At 61.1% G+C, this 15,518-nt stretch carries 11 protein-coding genes, 1 tRNA gene and 2 pseudogenes; 6 read left to right on the top strand and 8 right to left on the bottom strand.

The genetic code is table 11. From position 1 onward, the window contains the following. Positions 1-394 (top strand): type VI secretion IcmF C-terminal domain-containing protein (locus OC610_RS09525; protein ID WP_264427577.1); only part of this gene is annotated, 394 nt, incomplete at its 5' end. Positions 395-553: 159 nt separating this feature from the next. On the opposite strand, the gene OC610_RS09520 is transcribed toward OC610_RS09525, so the two are convergent. From OC610_RS09520 to OC610_RS09505, 4 genes are all read right to left on the bottom strand, one after another. Then, positions 554-1,141 (bottom strand): hypothetical protein, encoded by a 588-nt coding sequence (locus OC610_RS09520; RefSeq protein WP_264427576.1) that lies wholly within the window; start codon positions 1,139-1,141, stop codon positions 554-556. 4 nt (positions 1,142-1,145) lie between these two features. Then, a complete protein-coding gene (locus OC610_RS09515; RefSeq protein ID WP_264427575.1) occupies positions 1,146-1,589 on the bottom strand; it encodes a DUF3592 domain-containing protein in 444 nt (147 codons plus the stop codon). Between the two features lie 84 nt (positions 1,590-1,673). Next, complete coding sequence (locus OC610_RS09510; protein ID WP_264427574.1) at positions 1,674-3,839, bottom strand: methyl-accepting chemotaxis protein; 2,166 nt, start codon at positions 3,837-3,839, stop codon at positions 1,674-1,676. 478 nt (positions 3,840-4,317) lie between these two features. Then, positions 4,318-5,535 (bottom strand): MFS transporter, encoded by a 1,218-nt coding sequence (locus tag OC610_RS09505; protein WP_258648270.1) that lies wholly within the window; start codon positions 5,533-5,535, stop codon positions 4,318-4,320. 322 nt (positions 5,536-5,857) lie between these two features. On the opposite strand from OC610_RS09505, the gene OC610_RS09500 reads away from it, so the two are divergent. Both OC610_RS09500 and OC610_RS09495 read left to right on the top strand, forming a co-directional pair. Beyond that, complete coding sequence (locus OC610_RS09500; protein WP_264427573.1) at positions 5,858-7,915, top strand: methyl-accepting chemotaxis protein; 2,058 nt, start codon at positions 5,858-5,860, stop codon at positions 7,913-7,915. 103 nt (positions 7,916-8,018) lie between these two features. Then, positions 8,019-8,095: transfer RNA gene (locus OC610_RS09495), tRNA-Met, on the top strand. A gap of 128 nt (positions 8,096-8,223) precedes the next feature. Here OC610_RS09495 and OC610_RS09490 read toward each other — a convergent pair. Together OC610_RS09490 and OC610_RS09485 are read right to left on the bottom strand one after the other, a co-directional pair. Next, on the bottom strand, positions 8,224-9,549 hold the full coding sequence (locus OC610_RS09490; protein WP_264427572.1) for an APC family permease: 1,326 nt from the start codon (positions 9,547-9,549) through the stop codon (positions 8,224-8,226). A 145-nt stretch (positions 9,550-9,694) separates the two neighbouring features. Further along, positions 9,695-10,516 carry a carbon-nitrogen hydrolase family protein gene (locus OC610_RS09485; protein WP_264427571.1) on the bottom strand — a complete coding sequence of 274 codons (822 nt, stop codon included), beginning with the start codon at positions 10,514-10,516 and terminating at the stop codon, positions 9,695-9,697. 125 nt (positions 10,517-10,641) lie between these two features. Here OC610_RS09485 and OC610_RS09480 point away from each other — a divergent pair, with 125 nt between their 5' ends. Further along, positions 10,642-11,442 (top strand): helix-turn-helix transcriptional regulator, encoded by an 801-nt coding sequence (locus tag OC610_RS09480; protein ID WP_264427570.1) that lies wholly within the window; start codon positions 10,642-10,644, stop codon positions 11,440-11,442. Positions 11,443-11,549: 107 nt separating this feature from the next. Continuing rightward, positions 11,550-13,388, top strand: a complete 1,839-nt coding sequence (ggt, locus tag OC610_RS09475; RefSeq protein ID WP_264427569.1) for a gamma-glutamyltransferase — start codon at positions 11,550-11,552, stop codon at positions 13,386-13,388. 280 nt (positions 13,389-13,668) lie between these two features. Here ggt and OC610_RS29720 read toward each other — a convergent pair. Next, positions 13,669-14,100: pseudogene (locus OC610_RS29720) on the bottom strand (methyl-accepting chemotaxis protein); the annotation flags it as partial. A gap of 108 nt (positions 14,101-14,208) precedes the next feature. Then, a pseudogene (locus OC610_RS29715) lies at positions 14,209-14,895 on the bottom strand (PAS domain-containing protein); the annotation flags it as partial. Between the two features lie 310 nt (positions 14,896-15,205). Between OC610_RS29715 and OC610_RS09460 the strand changes: the two are divergent. Continuing rightward, a partial coding sequence (locus tag OC610_RS09460; protein WP_264427568.1) for a TIGR00366 family protein occupies positions 15,206-15,518 on the top strand: 313 nt, incomplete at its 3' end.

Here is a 15,518-nt window from a genome sequence, read left to right as displayed (position 1 = left end):
CGTGCGCGATGTGGTGCAGACCACCTTCATCCTCAACGGTGAAAAACACGAGTACTTCAACCAGAAGGAACGCTGGCAGCGCTTCGGCTGGCCAGGGCGCAGCGACTATCCCGGGGTCAGCCTGACCTGGACCAGCGTCCACACCGGCGAGCGATTGTTCGCCGACTACGCCGGCACGTGGGGGCTGATCCGCTTGCTGGAACAGGCCAAATTCACGCCGCTGGACGATGGCGACAGCCGCTACCGCATGGTGCTCAAGGCCCCCGATGGCCTGGGTCTGACCTGGCACCTGCGCACCGAGCTGGATGCCGGGCCGATGACGCTGCTGAAGTTGCGCGGGTTCAAGTTACCGGGGCGGGTATTCTTGGAAGGGCGCGAGGCGGCGGAGGGATAGGCATACATTCAGTGGCGAGCGCCCTGCCCCCGCCACGCCTCGTAGGACCCGCTACCGTGCATAACAATCTGCATGCACGGGTTGGGTTCGAGCGCCGGGTATCAATCCTTATCCAGACGCACTGAATCCTGTCCGGACGTTACCTGCGCCCAGCCGCAACTAGAACAGATAACCCATGTAGATCGCGGCACCGCCACCGGCCTGCAAACCGGCGTTCACGCCAGCCATGACCACCGCGCCCTTGGCCGAACGTGCCAGTTGGCGGTTGACCGTGGTCGACGCGATGAGCGAGGTCGCCGGATTGGAGCTCAAGGCCACCGACAGCGCCAGCAGCTTGGGATCGAGTCCGAACAGCAGCGCCGTGGCCGACCCGCCGACCACCAGGCCCACGCCCACTTCGGTGTACATGCACGGGCCGGTGATGTCGTCGCTGGTCAGGTCGCGATCGACCAGGGCATCGCTGACAAACACCTTGCCGGTGCTGGGGAACGCCTCTGCCGCACCCGCCGCGCTCACGCCCTTGCCTTTGATCTGGATATTGATCTTGCCGAAACGCGGCAGCCGCGCACCAAATCCGACACCCACGCCGACACCGCCATAGCGGTAGCTGACGTCTTCGCCTTGAGGCGAACGCAGGATGATCGAGCCGCCGCTGCCCGCCACCATGACCACGGTCAGACCGCCACCGCTGGCGGTCTGGTATTGCCAACGACTTTCATTGACCGGAATAGGGATGTTGTAGCTCATGCGTTCAAAGTCCTTTAAGTGAATGAGCCGCGCCGCGACCGCGCTGGCGGGTGACTTTCAATAGTCCTACCAGAGTGAATACCAAACCGATGCCGCCCAATAATGCCGAGGTCCCCCACAAGGCACCCCGATCATCGACGATGGCGCTGCCGGCCGGCTGCTCGGGCGAATAGTGCACCCGCACCGGCTGGTCTTTCTGATAACCAAAGATAAGGCCGCCCTGAGGGTAGGAAATCTTTTCGCCGCTTGCGGTGGTGAAGGCGATCTCGGGATGCGAACCACCGGCATTCAAATGGCTGACAATGCCATCAGCCATTTCGGCGCGAGCAAGAAACTCGCGCCGATCGAGCGCCAGATTGAAGGCGGCGCCCAACAAACCAATGCCAATCAGCGCGAAAAGCAATCCCAGCAGTGTCTGTCCGATGCGTGACGGCGTGTCGTTAGCCATGGCAGGTCTCGGTATTCGTCCGTGAAGAAGGGCCCGCAGGATAGCAAAAAGCCTCCCCGCTGACCTTTTTTCACCTTGAAATTTTTACCTTGAAACTTTCACCTTGAACCGCCCAAGCACACGCTGCATCAGCGAGGCTCGCTCGGAAAGATCCTTGGCGGCGATGGCGCATTCGTGGGAGTTCGACTGGTTCTTCTGGGTCACCTCGTCGATCTGTTCGAGCCCGATACTCGCCTGTTGCAAACCTGAAGCCTGCTCGCTGGAGGCCTGGTAGATCAGCGAAACCAGGCTGGAGACTTCGCTGGTCCCGCTGACGATATTCTTCAACGACTCAGCGGTGCGGCCGGCGATGATCATGCCGCGCTGGGTCTTGCTCGAGGAGTCGGCGATCAGCGCAGCGGTCTGCTGGGCCGCCTCGGCGCTGCGGGCGGCCAGGCTGCGCACTTCGTCCGCCACCACCGCGAAACCGCGGCCAAGCTCACCTGCCCGCGCAGCCTCGATCGCCGCATTGAGCGCGAGGAGGTTGGTTTGCGCGGCAATGTTATCGATGGTGGTGATGATGGCCGTGATGTCCTTGCCCGAGTTATCGATTTCGGCCATGGCGGCGATCAGCTCACTCATCAGCTTATCGCTCTCCCCCGCATCGGCGCGTGAAGCCTGGGATTGCTCATCGGCTTTCTTGGCATTGGCGGCGTTGTCCCGGGTCTGGGCGGCCATTTGCGTCATCACCGCACTGATCTCGGTGATGGACGAGGCTGAATTGGAGGCGCCCTCGGACAGTGACTGGCTCAGGTCGGTCACCTGCGTCGAGCTGCCGGTGATCTGGGTGGCGCTGGCCTGCACTTCGGAAATCAGCTGGTTCAGGTTGCTGACCATTTTCTCCAGCGACTTGCCCAAGGTGTCCTGGGGCGAAGACAGCCGGACCTGCAGATCCAGGTCACCTTCGGAAATGCGCTCCGCCACCCTCACCTGCCGTTGCAGGCTCTCGGACATATCGTTCAGGGCGGCCGACAACTGCCCGACTTCATCTTCGGACTGCTGCACCAGTCGCCGGGAAAAATCCCCGAGGCTGATGGTCGCGGCCAAGGCAGCCGCCTCGCGAATCGGCCCGACGATCTTGGCGGCGGCATACCACAGGGCGGCCAGGGCCAACAATGAAATGACCAACCCTACCGACACCTGCCAGATACTGTTGTCGAGGCTGCGCGCCTGCAGCTCCTGCTCCAGGGCGATGGCCTGGCTCATGACCACGGCCTTGGGCAGGCGAATCAACACCGCCCAGGGTTTGCCGGTACGGCCGAGCACAATCGGCATCAGCACTTCGATATTCTGGGTTTGCGCATTCAGCAGGCCATCCCCTCGACCGCCCTGGATATCGCCCAGCACCTTTTCCCAGGAATCGGGCAAGAGGGCCTTGATAGGCTGGCCGATAAAGTCGGTACGCTGGCTGTCCGCGACCACCAGCCCCTGGTTGCTCAGGATCGACACCGTGCCTTTGCCGCCATAGAGGTCGGCAGACATCTGCTCGCTGAGTTTCTGGATGAAGGCGATGTCGAAGTCAGCGCCAACCACCCCGTAGAATTTCCCTTCGGAGACGATGGGCACCGACAAGGTGGTCAGCCAGACATTTTTCCCCTGCACCACGTAAGGAATGGGGTCCAACACGCTTTCCTTCAGGGTGTCGCGCGGGCCGCTGTACCACCCGCCCTTGAGTACACCATTGGCGTGGCGGTCGGCCGAGTCATACTCGACCAGCGGCTGCACCGCGACGTGACCATCGGCGCTGCGCGTCCAGTAAGGCGTAAAACGTCCGGTCACGGGGTTGTTGCCGTCTTGTGCGTTGCGGAACCCGAGGTCCTGCCCGTCCAGCGCATTCGGCTCCCAGCAGGAATAGGTGCCGTTGAAGTCCGGATTGTCCTTGAGCACATTGAGCAGCACGCTGTTGATTTGTTCACGGCCCAACGCCAGGGGGCTTTGCGGAGCCTTGCTGGCGGCGAAGGTATTGGCCATCGTTCGCGCGGCATCCAAGGCGTTCTGCAGCTTGGCCTGGATGGCGTTGGCACGGGATTCGGCCAGGTTCTGGATTTCCCGGATGGTTGATTTTTCGACCAGCGCACTGACCTCGCTCGCGACATATTGCTCATTGGACCGGGCGGTAAAGAGCCCGTAGACCACCAGGCTGACGGACGAAACAAACAGGCATGCGCCCGCCGTGACACAAATGCGTGCCTGCAACGACGTGAACTTCATATGATTCCCCACCCGATTCTATTTTTAACGCCGCCATGAAGAACGCCGGCAGCCACCGCGTGCACGACTCGGCGAATACGACTGACGCTGCTTACGTCATGCACCGAAGTGGATGGCCGGGCATGGCGATACAGCTGGTTATTGGTTGAAACGTGGGGAGATGGCGCGCAGATTCACTCTATGCGTCCGAAGGACGATAAAGGACATTCAACGTCAGGAGCCGAAGACCTCCGGAAACGAAGGCCTTCGCGGAAAGAATGTGAATCCGCTATCCAGTCACCGTAAAGCGACCCCTGGATATTTGCCGCAGAGTCCATTCCAACCATTTGCCACGCAGGCAAATTAGCACGAGCGGTATTTGTACAAGAGCCAACTTAAGGCTCATACAGATCGAGACTTTAGTACCGGTTATTCATGACTCGGGCCGCCAGGAGCTCGGTGTTTCCCAGGAACACCGAGCCGTCTGGTTGGAGATTGCTCAGGCCTTTTTTGTCCTGGGTAAAAAGATCGCCAACACCCCGAACAACGGCAGGAACGAGCACAGCCAGTACACGTACTCAATGCCGCGAATATCTGCCAGATGCCCCAGTAGCGCGGCGCCAATCCCGCCGAAGCCGAACATCAGGCCGAAGAATACGCCGGCGATCATCCCGACGTTGCCTGGCACCAGTTCCTGGGCATACACCACGATCGCGGAGAACGCCGAGGCCAGGATGAAGCCGATTACTATGCTGAGAATGCTGGTCCACAGCAGGTCGACGTGAGGCAGGATCAGGGTGAATGGCGCCACGCCGAGGATCGAGAACCAGATCACCGCCTTACGCCCGATCCTGTCGCCGATCGGGCCGCCAAAGAACGTTCCCGCCGCCACCGCACCCAGGAACAGGAACAGGTGCAACTGCGAAGAGGCCACCGAGAGGTCGAACTTCTCGATCAGGTAGAACGTGAAGTAGCTGGTGAAACTGGCCATGTAGAAGTACTTGGAAAACACCAACAGCCCCAGCACCACGAGCGCACTGAGGACACGCCCCTTGGATAACCCGTGGGTCGCCGCCTGGCCTTGCTTGAGCTTGAACAGGTTCAGGTGATTGGCGTACCAGCGACTGATGCGGTACAGCACGAACAAGGCAAACAGCGCGAACAGGCCGAACCAGGCCACGTTGCCCTGCCCGTAAGGGATGATGATCGCCGCCGCCAACAGCGGGCCGAAGGCAGAGCCGGCGTTACCGCCCACCTGGAAAGTCGATTGGGCCAAGCCATAGCGGCCCCCGGAAGCCAGCCGGGCCACCCGCGACGCTTCGGGATGGAAGGTCGACGAGCCGATGCCGATCAACGCGGCGGCCAGCAGGATCAAGGCAAAACTGCCGACCATCGACATCATCACGATGCCGACCAATGTGCATACCGTTCCCGCCGGCAGGAGCCAGGGCTTGGGATGCCGATCGGTGTGATAACCCACCCAGGGTTGCAGCAGCGAAGCGGTGAGCTGAAAGGTCAACGTGATGAGGCCAACCTGGGTAAATGTCAGGCCGTAGCTCTCCTTGAGCATCGGATAGATCGACGGCAAGACCGCCTGGATCAGGTCGTTGATCAGATGCGCCAGCGCCACCGCACCAATGATGCGCATGACCAGTGGGCTGCTTTGGGGCGTCGCGGCTGCCGACGTCATGTCGGCCTGGGTATTGCTGATAGCCATGGGAGTTTCCATACGGCGGGTGGGTGCACGAGGCAGGCGCATCAATGTGCCATTTTTCGGTACGGCAAGGCTATCCCCTTAGCTTGCTATCGACCTATAAAAAACAAGGTGATAGCGCAACGCCATGGTCTGAATCTTGCCTTGTTAATGCTCTACGACGTGATCTCCTTACAAAGGGGATCGAGAATGGGAAGTTTCGCTACAGAGCAGGCCTACAGAGCCGGCCTGGACAAGCTTTCGAGGCCTTTTGAGAGAACACCCGTTTCAGCACCTGTGTAAAAACGCACAAATTCGGTGCAAGGGTGTTCAGGGGAGTATGGGCATGCAGGCTTTTCTATCACCGGGCATCCGGTTGCTGGGGCATTTTGGTTTCGCCCGTAAATTCCAGTTGTTGTTCCTGTTATTCATCCTGCCGCTCATGGGCAGCTTGTGGCTCATCGGCCAGGATTACCGCGACAAGCTCAACCTGATTTCCGGGGAGCGTGCCGGGGTTCGTCAATTGCTGGCGCTGGATAACCTGGACAACCTGCTGACCGCCCAGCGCAATCGCGCGGCCCGTTGGCGCGCCACCGAAACCAATCGGCAACCCACTCCCGCTACGCTTGCCGCCATGGCAGCGTTCGATGCCGTGCAGCCGGCGCTCAACCAGGCCGCCAGCGACCTGGGCGCCACTTTGCAAACCGAAGGCGCCGAAGCCGACACCCTCGCCCGCTACCAGGCTTTGCAAACCAGCCTCAACGGCCTGGATTCCAAAAGCCTGGGCAGCGTGGGCTGGTGGCCGGACGGCTATGACCGCTTCACCGCCGCCCTTGGCGCGTTGCAAGCCCTGCGCGAACAGATCGTCATGGACAATCGCCTGACGCTCGCGTCCTGGCTGGAAACCTATCTGCTGACACAAATCTCGACCCAGCAGACACCCGACCTGATCGAACGTGTCGGGCGCCTGGCCAGCGTTGGCCAAGCCTCGGTGGTGTCAGGCCAATTCACGCTGCAGAGCCGCTTGCAACTGCGTGACCTGCGCAGCCGCATTGGCGACGCACGGGACCAGTTGGTCAAGACCGGCGCCCTTCTGGAAACCCGCCTGCCGAGCGAATTGCAAAGCTGGGCAGGCCAATTCCAAGGCAGCCTCAAGAATCTCGATACGGGTCTGAAGGTACTGGATGACGGCGTGTTCGGCGGTTCCATCAATCTGAAGCCGGAAGACTTCGAAAAACACATGGACGCCCTCCTCGGCGACCTCGCGACCCTGCGCCAGCAGTCATTGGTGGCGCTGGATACTCGGCTGGACCAGTATCATGGCTCGGCCATCCGCCAATTCACTTTGGTCGCCGTAGTGCTCGGCTGCCTGCTGCTGGCCGCGCTGTATCTTTTCGTTTGCCTGCAAGCGTCCATCCGCCGCAGCGCCAGTGGCATCACCCTGCTGGCCGAAGCCCTGCGCGATGGCAACCTGAGCCTGCAAGTGCCGGTGCAGGGCCGGGACGAACTGGCGGCGATCAGCACCGCCCTCAATGTCGCCGTGGTGCAGTTGCGCAACAGCCTGTTGGGCGTGGATCACGAAACACTGCAACTGAGCGACGCCGTGCGCACCCTCAATACACACTCCAGCGGAGCATTGGGCGAAGTCGAGGCACAGCAGATGCAAATCAGCCAGATTGCCGCCGCCGCGACCCAACTGGCCGCGACCTCCCAAGGGGTAGCGAAAAGCTGCGAACAAGCTTCCGACAGCGCGCAACAGACCCGCCGCATCGCCGCCGACAGCAGCCGCGACAGCCAGCGCACCACCGCGAGCATCCAGCAACTCAACCAGCGGCTCAACGAGACCGCCGCCGCACTGGGCCGAGTCAGCGAACAGGGCCAGCAGATCCAACTTGTGGTCGACACCATTCGCGGCGTGGCCGAGCAGACCAACCTGCTGGCGCTCAACGCCGCCATCGAGGCCGCTCGCGCCGGTGAGCAGGGCCGGGGCTTCGCCGTCGTGGCCGACGAAGTGCGCAGCCTGTCGCAACGCACCCAGTCCTCCACGCAGCAGATCGCCGGCACCGTCGACAGCCTGCGCGCGACGGTCAACGAAGCCGTCAGCCTGATGGAAGCCGCCTGCGGCCAGGCCCAGACCGACGCCCAAGCGGTCACCGGCCTTGGCGAACGCCTCGGCGAAATTGCCAGCGCCGTGCAGAGCGTCACCGACACGCTGGCACAAATCGCCACCGCGGTTGACGAACAAGCCAGCACCGCGGATGAGGTCAGCGGCAATATCCAGCAGGTAGATCAAGCAGCCATGCGCTTGCTGGAGGGCGCCCGCGCCGTGAACCTGGCGGCGGATACCTTGAGCCAAGGCAGCCAGGCCTTGAGTGCAAACACAGGGAGATTTCAACTCGGTTGATGGGCGTTTGTCGCAGGGATGGATAAGCGGTTGAAAGTGCAAAGAAATATTTTAGGTTTGCGCTTGACACATCTCCACCGCAAGGGAATAATGCGCGCCACTTGGCTACATAGCTCAGTTGGTTAGAGCATAGCATTCATAATGCTGGGGTCCGGGGTTCAAGTCCCTGTGTAGCCACCAAGTCCTGTTCAACGATGTTCTTGAATGTCTTTGAACAACAAGAAGCCCGCCTAGTGCGGGCTTTCTTGTTTCTGGGTATCCCTGAATGCCCCCGCTAGATTTCAACTGATCCCACGGGGAGCAAGGAGTCACGCGGCTTCCTGGAAATCCATCTCCGGCGGCTGGCGACGGAAGCCTCCGGTCAACACCGCCAAGTACACCACGCCAATCGCCAGCCAGCTCAAGCCCAGGTAGATCGCTGAGTGATCGAGGCTGACCATCAGCCATACATCCGCCGCCAGGCCGATAAACGGGAAAAGCAGGAACAGAACGAGCTCACGCAACCCCTTCCTCTCTGCTCCAATCCAGTAATGAAAGATCACCGACAGGTTCACCAGACTGAACGCGAGGAACGCGCCGAAGTTGATGAATGAGGTTGACGTAGTGACGTCCAGTTTCAGCGCCAGCAAAGCGACCACGGCGCATAAAAGAATGCTGTTGACCGGCGTACCAAAGCGCTCATGCAAGGTACCGAAGAACGATTTTGGCAGCACGCCATCACGGCCCATGGCGAACAACAGCCGCGAACCGCTGGCCTGGGCTGACAGCCCTGACGCGAACTGGCCGACGATCAGGCCGATCAGGAAGATCGACACGAACAGGTCGCCACCGATGTTGCGAGCAATTTCGTAGGCCGCCGCGTCGACGCTGTCGAACTGGAACGACGGGTGCGCGATCTGCACGAAGTACGACACGCTGACGAAGATCAATCCGCCGATCAGGGTAATCCACATGATCGCTCGCGGGATGGTACGGCGCGGGTCGCGGGTTTCTTCGGTCAAGGTGCTGACCGCGTCGAAGCCGAGGAATGAATAGCACGCAATGGCCGCACCGCTCATGATCAGCGGCATCTGCATGTCACCGTTGAAGAACGGCTTGATCGACCACAAGGGTGTGCTCGTATCTCCTGCGACGTAATGGACGCACAGCGCAACGAAGGCGACCAGGACCAGGAACTGCACCAGCATCAAAAGCGCGTTGATGCCGTTGGCCAATTTCAGACCGACAATGTTGATCGCGCTCGTGATGCCGATGAACACCAGCACCCAGAGCCACTGTGGCAAGGCCGGGAACGCGGAATGCAGGTAGGCCGCGCCGATCAGCCAGATCGCCATGGGCAGGAACAGGTAATCGAGCAATACCGCCCAACCGGCGATGAAACCGAGCTTTGGGCTGATCGCCTTGCGCACGTAGCTATAGGCCGAACCGGCGACGGGGAACGCCGCGGCCATTCGGCCGTAGCTCATGGCGGTGAAAAACATCGCCACCAATGCCGCCAGGTAAGCGGCGGGGACCATGCCAGCGGTGGATTGCGCGAGGATGCCGAAGGTACCGAGGACAATGATCGGTGTCATATAGGCGATGCCGAACAGCACCACCGACCCCAGTGACAGGGTGCGTTGCAAACGAGCCATGAGCGACTACTCCGAATTATTAGATTTATGGCAGAGCCGAGTTCGGCGCAAGATTTTCGGGTGTTACGTTGTTGTTTTGGTTTTGGCCAACAGGAATGTGTTGCTTGCCCGCGAAGGCGCTAGCCCTGGCAACACAGGATCAGGATCAACGCGACGGAATCAGCAGCTCCCGCAATCCGCAGGCATGCTCGACAATCTCCCCCGGCATCTTCAGCCGCTGATCATCGAGGTACCGATAATCACGCCGCGCCGCCGTCAGTTGGTTCAGGTCCAGTTCCACCGAGAACTGGCCTTGATCACGCCCCGCCTCGAACAATAAGGTGCCGAGCGGGTCGACCAACGCACTGCCGCCTGCAAACACCAACCCGCCATCGCCCTCTTCCACGCGATTGACCATCAGCGCAAACGCTTGGTTTTCCTGGGCACGGGCCATGATCGCGGTGCGGTGAGTCGGGCCATAAGGGTCCATGTTGCCGTTGGTGACGATCAGCAACTCGGCCCCCAATTGCGCCAGGGCGCGGGCGGTTTCCGGGAATTCGATGTCGTAGCAGATCAGCAGGCCGACGCGCACACCATTCCACTCGCATGTCGCGTAACGGTCACCGGCCTCGAATACTCCGCGATCCGACGCCCAGAGATGCGTCTTGCGATATTTCAGGGCAATGCCCTCTGGTGTGATCAAAAGCGTGGTGTTGTAGAAACGGCCGCGATCGTTCTCGGCCACGCCGATCACCACGGCAATATCACGTTCCCGGGCCGCAGCAAGCACCGCACTGACGGTCGGTCCGTCCAGCGGTTCGGCGGTTTCGGCCAACGTCTCGACCGACGGAAAGCCCATCAGGTGGGTTTCGGGAAACACGATCATTTGCGTGTCGGCAGCACAGGCGGCAATCGCCGCAAGCGCGCGTTCCAGGTTGTAGGCCGTGTCGTTATCACGGCCCGCCAATTGGGCGAGTTCGACTTTCATGGGTATTCCTTGTTCTTGACCAGGCTGGCGGAAAGATTGCCCGGACGGTGTCTGTGCGCCAGTATGCGCAGCAAGCCCAGGGCCGGGAAATCACGCCGCTGGGGTAACCCGATAGGGGTAGAGGCATGACACTTTCATTAGAAGACATCGCGTGGCATCGCTCGGTCGGGCAACTGATCGACGGCTTGGACAAGCCCAACTTCTGGACGCAGCTGGTCCGTTTGCTGGATCAGTACGTCCCCTTCGATAGTTGGGTGGCACTGCTTTTCAGCGCCGATCAACGCCCGCAGGTTTTTGCCGAATGCCCGGGCGAGGATGGCAATCCAGATCAGTTGTTCCAGGACTATCTGCGCGGGTTGTACCTGCTCGATCCGTTCTACATCGCTTGTCGCGAGCAGTCGCGCACCGGGCTGTATCGCCTGTCGGAAGTGGCACCGGAACATTTCGAATTGACCGAGTATTACCAGCGTTACTTTCGTCTGAACGTTGTATCCGATGAAGTCCAGTTCAATTGCCAGCTCGAAGGCGATCGCACGCTGTGCCTGTCGTTGGGCAGCAAGCAGCGGTTCAGTGGCCAGCAGCTTGCCTTGCTGTCGCTGATTCAGCCTTGGGTGCTCGGCCTGTTGCGCCAGCGCCTGCCTTACGAAATCAACGAAGTGGTGGCGCTGGCGCCAGCACCACCGCAGGTCGACTGGCGCGTACAGTTGGAAGCGTCGGTGCAACAGCTCAAAGGCACACAGTTGACCGCACGGGAACTGGATGTCGGACGCTTGATGCTCAGTGGTTGCTCGAGCAAGGAAATCGCCCGCAAGCTGGAAATCTCTGCCGAAACCGTGAAAGTCCATAAAAAGCACATGTACAGCAAACTGGGGATCAAGTCCCAATCCGAGCTGTTTTCGATTTTCCTCCAGGCGCAGAATGCCTGACGTTTTTTGTGGGGCGAAGCCGAACCGCCTCCCCCACTGATTTGCACCCCACGCCTCGTATCGCTACAGTCGGCCTCAATATCCCTGACCCACGGATGGAGCGACACGTGCTTACAGACCTCAGACCGAATCTTAATCGCCTGTCAGCCGTTTCGCTGTTGGCTGTCGCCCTGACACTCGCCGCCTGTAAGACTCCGCTCTCCTCCACGCCTCCCTTGCCCAGCGCACCGGAGATCGCTTCCGGCTACCGCACTGATCTGCAGACTCGCCACGCGGACAAACACATGGCCGCCGCGGCGAACCCGCTTGCCGCCGAGGCGGGCCGGGAAATGTTGCGGCGCGGCGGCTCGGCCATCGACGCGGCGATTGCGATGCAGGCGGTGCTGACCCTGGTGGAGCCGCAGTCTTCCGGCATCGGCGGCGGTGCGTTCATCGTGCTGTGGGACGGCAAGGCGGTGCGCACCTACGACGGCCGCGAAACCGCACCGGCCGGCGCCAGCGAAAAGCTGTTCCTTCAGGCCGACGGCAAACCCATGCCGTTTACCGCCGCGCAGATCGGCGGACGCTCGGTGGGCACGCCGGGCGTGTTGCGGGCGCTGGAGCTGGCCCATCGCAAGCATGGCCGCCTCCCGTGGGCGACGTTGTTCGAGCCCGCGATTGCCCTGGCGGACCAGGGCTTCAGGATTTCCCCCCGGCTGCATTCGATGATCGCCTCCGATGCGTCCTTGCCAGGCTCGCCCGACATGGCCGCCTATTTCCTGAACGCCGATGGCAGCCCCAAGGCGGCCGGTACGTTGCTGAAGAATCCGGCACTGGCTCGCGTCCTCGAACGAATCGCCAACGAAGGACCGAAAGCGTTGTATGAAGGGCCGGTCGCTGAAGAGATGGTCGCCAAGGTCCAGGCCCATGCCAATCCCGGTAGCCTTTCGCTGAAGGATCTCAAGGGCTATGTCGCCCGGGAACGTGCGCCGTTGTGCACCGATTACAAACGCTGGCAAGTCTGCGGCATGGCGCCACCGTCGTCGGGTGGGATCGCCATCGCACAGATCCTCGGCACATTGGAAAACTTGGAACACCGTGACGCCCGCATGGCCCTCGCGCCGTTGAAGCCGCACACGTCCGACAAACCCGCCGGCATCGAGCCCGCACCCGAAGCGGTGCACCTGATCGCTGAAGCTGAACGCCTGGCCTACGCCGACCGCGCCCTGTATGTCGCCGACTCGGACTTTGTTCCGGTGCCGGTCAAAGGGCTGGTCGATCCGGGCTACCTGGCCAGCCGCGCCAACCTGATCGGCCCGCGCAGCATGGGCGTAGCCAAACCCGGGACGCCGCCGGGCATCCAGGTCGCCTACGCGCCGGACCGTTCGCCGCTGCGCATTTCCACCTCGCAAGTGGTGGCGGTGGATGACCAGGGCGGCGCTGTGTCGATGACGACCACCGTGGAGTCGGCGTTCGGCTCGCACGTGATGGTCCAGGGTTTCATGCTCAACAACCAGATGACCGACTTTTCCTTCATTCCCGAAGAAAACGGGCAGAAAGTCGCCAACCGCGTCGAACCCGGCAAGCGCCCACGCTCGTCCATGGCGCCGACGCTGGTGTTCGATCGCCAGAGCGGCGAATTGCTGGCGGCGGTGGGTTCCCCAGGCGGCTCGCAGATCATCGAGTATGTGGCCAAGTCCGTAATCGGGCTGCTGGATTGGAATCTGGATCCGCAAGCCGCCATCAACTTGCCCAACTTCGGCAGCCGCAACGGCCCGACCGAACTGGAACAAGGGCAGTTCAGCCCGGCGCTGATCCAGGCGCTGAAGGACAAGGGCCACGCGGTGAGCGAGATAGACATGACCAGCGGCACCCAGGCGATCGTCCGGGTGCGTGATGGGCAAGGTAAAATGTCACTCGCTGGCGGCGCGGATCCGCGGCGCGAAGGCGAAGCGCTAGGGGATTGAGCGCTCGCCTGTCAGGCTGTAATGCTGTTCACCAGGATCGTCTAGATACTTGCTCCCGCTCGGCTCTGTAGGAGCTGGCGAAGGCTCGGGCCGCGTTCGGACGATCCTTTTGATTTTTCGCTCCAGACTCAAAGTATCCATAAAAAAGATCGCAGCCCCAGCGGGAGCAAGCTCCCTCGCCACGGGTCATCGTTTTCTTGGGTGAACGGTATGACGCCTATCAGGTGGGGCTCGCTCCCGCAGAAGCGAGCTCACGATGGCGGCTCACTTGGCAGTTTTCTCAAGTCGACAGCTGATTGGCAAACTGGCTCACCGCGTCCACTACCTTTTTCGCCCCGTCCTGAATCTCGACGATCACGCTCCCCGCCTCGGCCGCCAGGGCCAGGCCCTGTTCCGCCTGGTGCTGGCCGTCGGTCATCAGCGCGACGGCATTGCGGGCCATGTCCTGGTTCTGGCGGACCACGCCGACGATTTCATCGGTGGCCTGGCTGGTACGCGAAGCCAGTTGCCGCACTTCATCGGCCACCACGGCGAAGCCCCGGCCCTGTTCACCGGCCCGGGCGGCCTCGATCGCGGCGTTGAGCGCCAGCAAGTTGGTCTGCTCGGCGATGCCGCTGATGGTCTTGACGATGGTGCCAATCACCAGGGATTGCTCGTTCAGCGCTTCGATCCCTTGGCCGGCAGTCTGCATGTGCCGGGCCAGGTCGCGCATCACATCCACCGCCTGGGTCACGACGGTGGTGCCGCGCTGGGCGCTGTTGTCGGTCTGCAGGGAAGTGCTGTAGGCAATGTTGGCGGCCTCGGCGACGGCTTTTTCCTGGTTGACCTGGTCAGTGATGTTGGTAGCGAACTTCACGACTTTGTAGAGGCGATCGTTGGCATCGACCACGGGGTTGTAGGACGCTTCCAGCCAAACTTCGCGACCGTTGCTATCGATACGCTTGAAGCGCCCGGCAACGAACTCACCGCTGTTCAGGCGCTTCCAGAAGTGCTGGTAGGCCGGGCTGTTGTATTCCTCGGGCTCGCAAAATGTACGATGGTGCTTGCCCTTGATCTGCGCCAGGCTGTAACCCATCGCATTGAGGAAGCGGTCGTTGGCGGTCAGGACGTGTCCGCCCAGGTCAAATTCGATCACCGCCGTCGAACGCACCAAGGCACCAATCAGGTTCTCATGCTCGCGGGAATTCTCGATGGTGCGGGTCAGGTCGTTGGAGTACATCGAGAAATAACGAACTCGCCCATCAGCATTGCGCACCGGCTGAAGGATCGAGCGCAACCAGGCCTCTTTGCCATCGCCTCGCGTCAGGCGCACGGCGCCGGAGAAGTGCTCGCCACGGGTCAGGGCGGTCTTGAAGCGAATCTGGAATTCATTGGACTTCAGGTAAGCCGGCACCAAGTCTTCGATGGATCGCCCTATCAGGTCTTGGCTCTTGTAATGCATCTCGTCGAGAAAGTTCTGATTGACCGACTGCACCCGCCCTTCCGCATCCAGGGTCAGGCCGAGCATTTCACGGTCCAGGCTCTCTTTAACTTGCATGAGACTGGAAAGTTCTTGGCGAAGAGCAAGCAGCTCCTGCTTCAGGCGATTGTTGAACATGGCAAGCTCCGGCAGGCAGGAGAAAATACTGCTATTCCATTGCCATCGGCCCGGCGGATTTTTTCTAAAGAGCGCCGCCGGTCGGTCTGAAAAATAATCAGGTCGTGCCCGAACGCCGCTCCGTCTCCCACGGTCATTGGATTGTTCTATTGTTTGCGCCTGACCGCCGATGCTTCGTCGCTCCGGATACCCATAACCATAAAAAACCGAGGTAATTGCCGTGACCACCGACATTGAAGACAGCCGTTCCGCCCGCTTCGCGCTGCGCTGTTCCAGCTTTGCCGAGCGCTGGTTCCCTGACTCCTGGGTCTTCGCCGCGCTGGCGGTGCTGGTGGTCGCGCTGGCGACACAGCTCATCGGCGCCACGCCCACCGCGGCAGCCATGGCCTTTGGCGACGGGTTCTGGAGCTTGATCCCGTTCACGATGCAGATGGCTTTCGTGGTGATTGGCGGATACGTGGTCGCCAGTTCGCCACCGGCCGTCAAACTGATCGATCGCCTGGCGCGCATTCCCAAGAATGGTCGCAGCGCCG

Source organism: Pseudomonas agronomica (genome assembly GCF_025917275.1).
Lineage (GTDB): Bacteria > Pseudomonadota > Gammaproteobacteria > Pseudomonadales > Pseudomonadaceae > Aquipseudomonas > Aquipseudomonas agronomica.
This window is presented reverse-complemented; position numbering and strand designations above follow the sequence as displayed.

Bases quoted from the DNA above. Each gene is read 5' to 3' on its own strand.
- OC610_RS09520 (WP_264427576.1), bottom strand. From the start codon at position 1,141: ATGAGCTACAACATCCCTATTCCGGTCAATGAAAGTCGTTGGCAATAC.
- OC610_RS09515 (WP_264427575.1), bottom strand. From the start codon at position 1,589: ATGGCTAACGACACGCCGTCACGCATCGGACAGACACTGCTGGGATTG.
- OC610_RS09510 (WP_264427574.1), bottom strand. From the start codon at position 3,839: ATGAAGTTCACGTCGTTGCAGGCACGCATTTGTGTCACGGCGGGCGCA.
- OC610_RS09505 (WP_258648270.1), bottom strand. From the start codon at position 5,535: ATGGCTATCAGCAATACCCAGGCCGACATGACGTCGGCAGCCGCGACG.
- OC610_RS09500 (WP_264427573.1), top strand. From the start codon at position 5,858: ATGCAGGCTTTTCTATCACCGGGCATCCGGTTGCTGGGGCATTTTGGT.
- OC610_RS09490 (WP_264427572.1), bottom strand. From the start codon at position 9,549: ATGGCTCGTTTGCAACGCACCCTGTCACTGGGGTCGGTGGTGCTGTTC.
- OC610_RS09485 (WP_264427571.1), bottom strand. From the start codon at position 10,516: ATGAAAGTCGAACTCGCCCAATTGGCGGGCCGTGATAACGACACGGCC.
- OC610_RS09480 (WP_264427570.1), top strand. From the start codon at position 10,642: ATGACACTTTCATTAGAAGACATCGCGTGGCATCGCTCGGTCGGGCAA.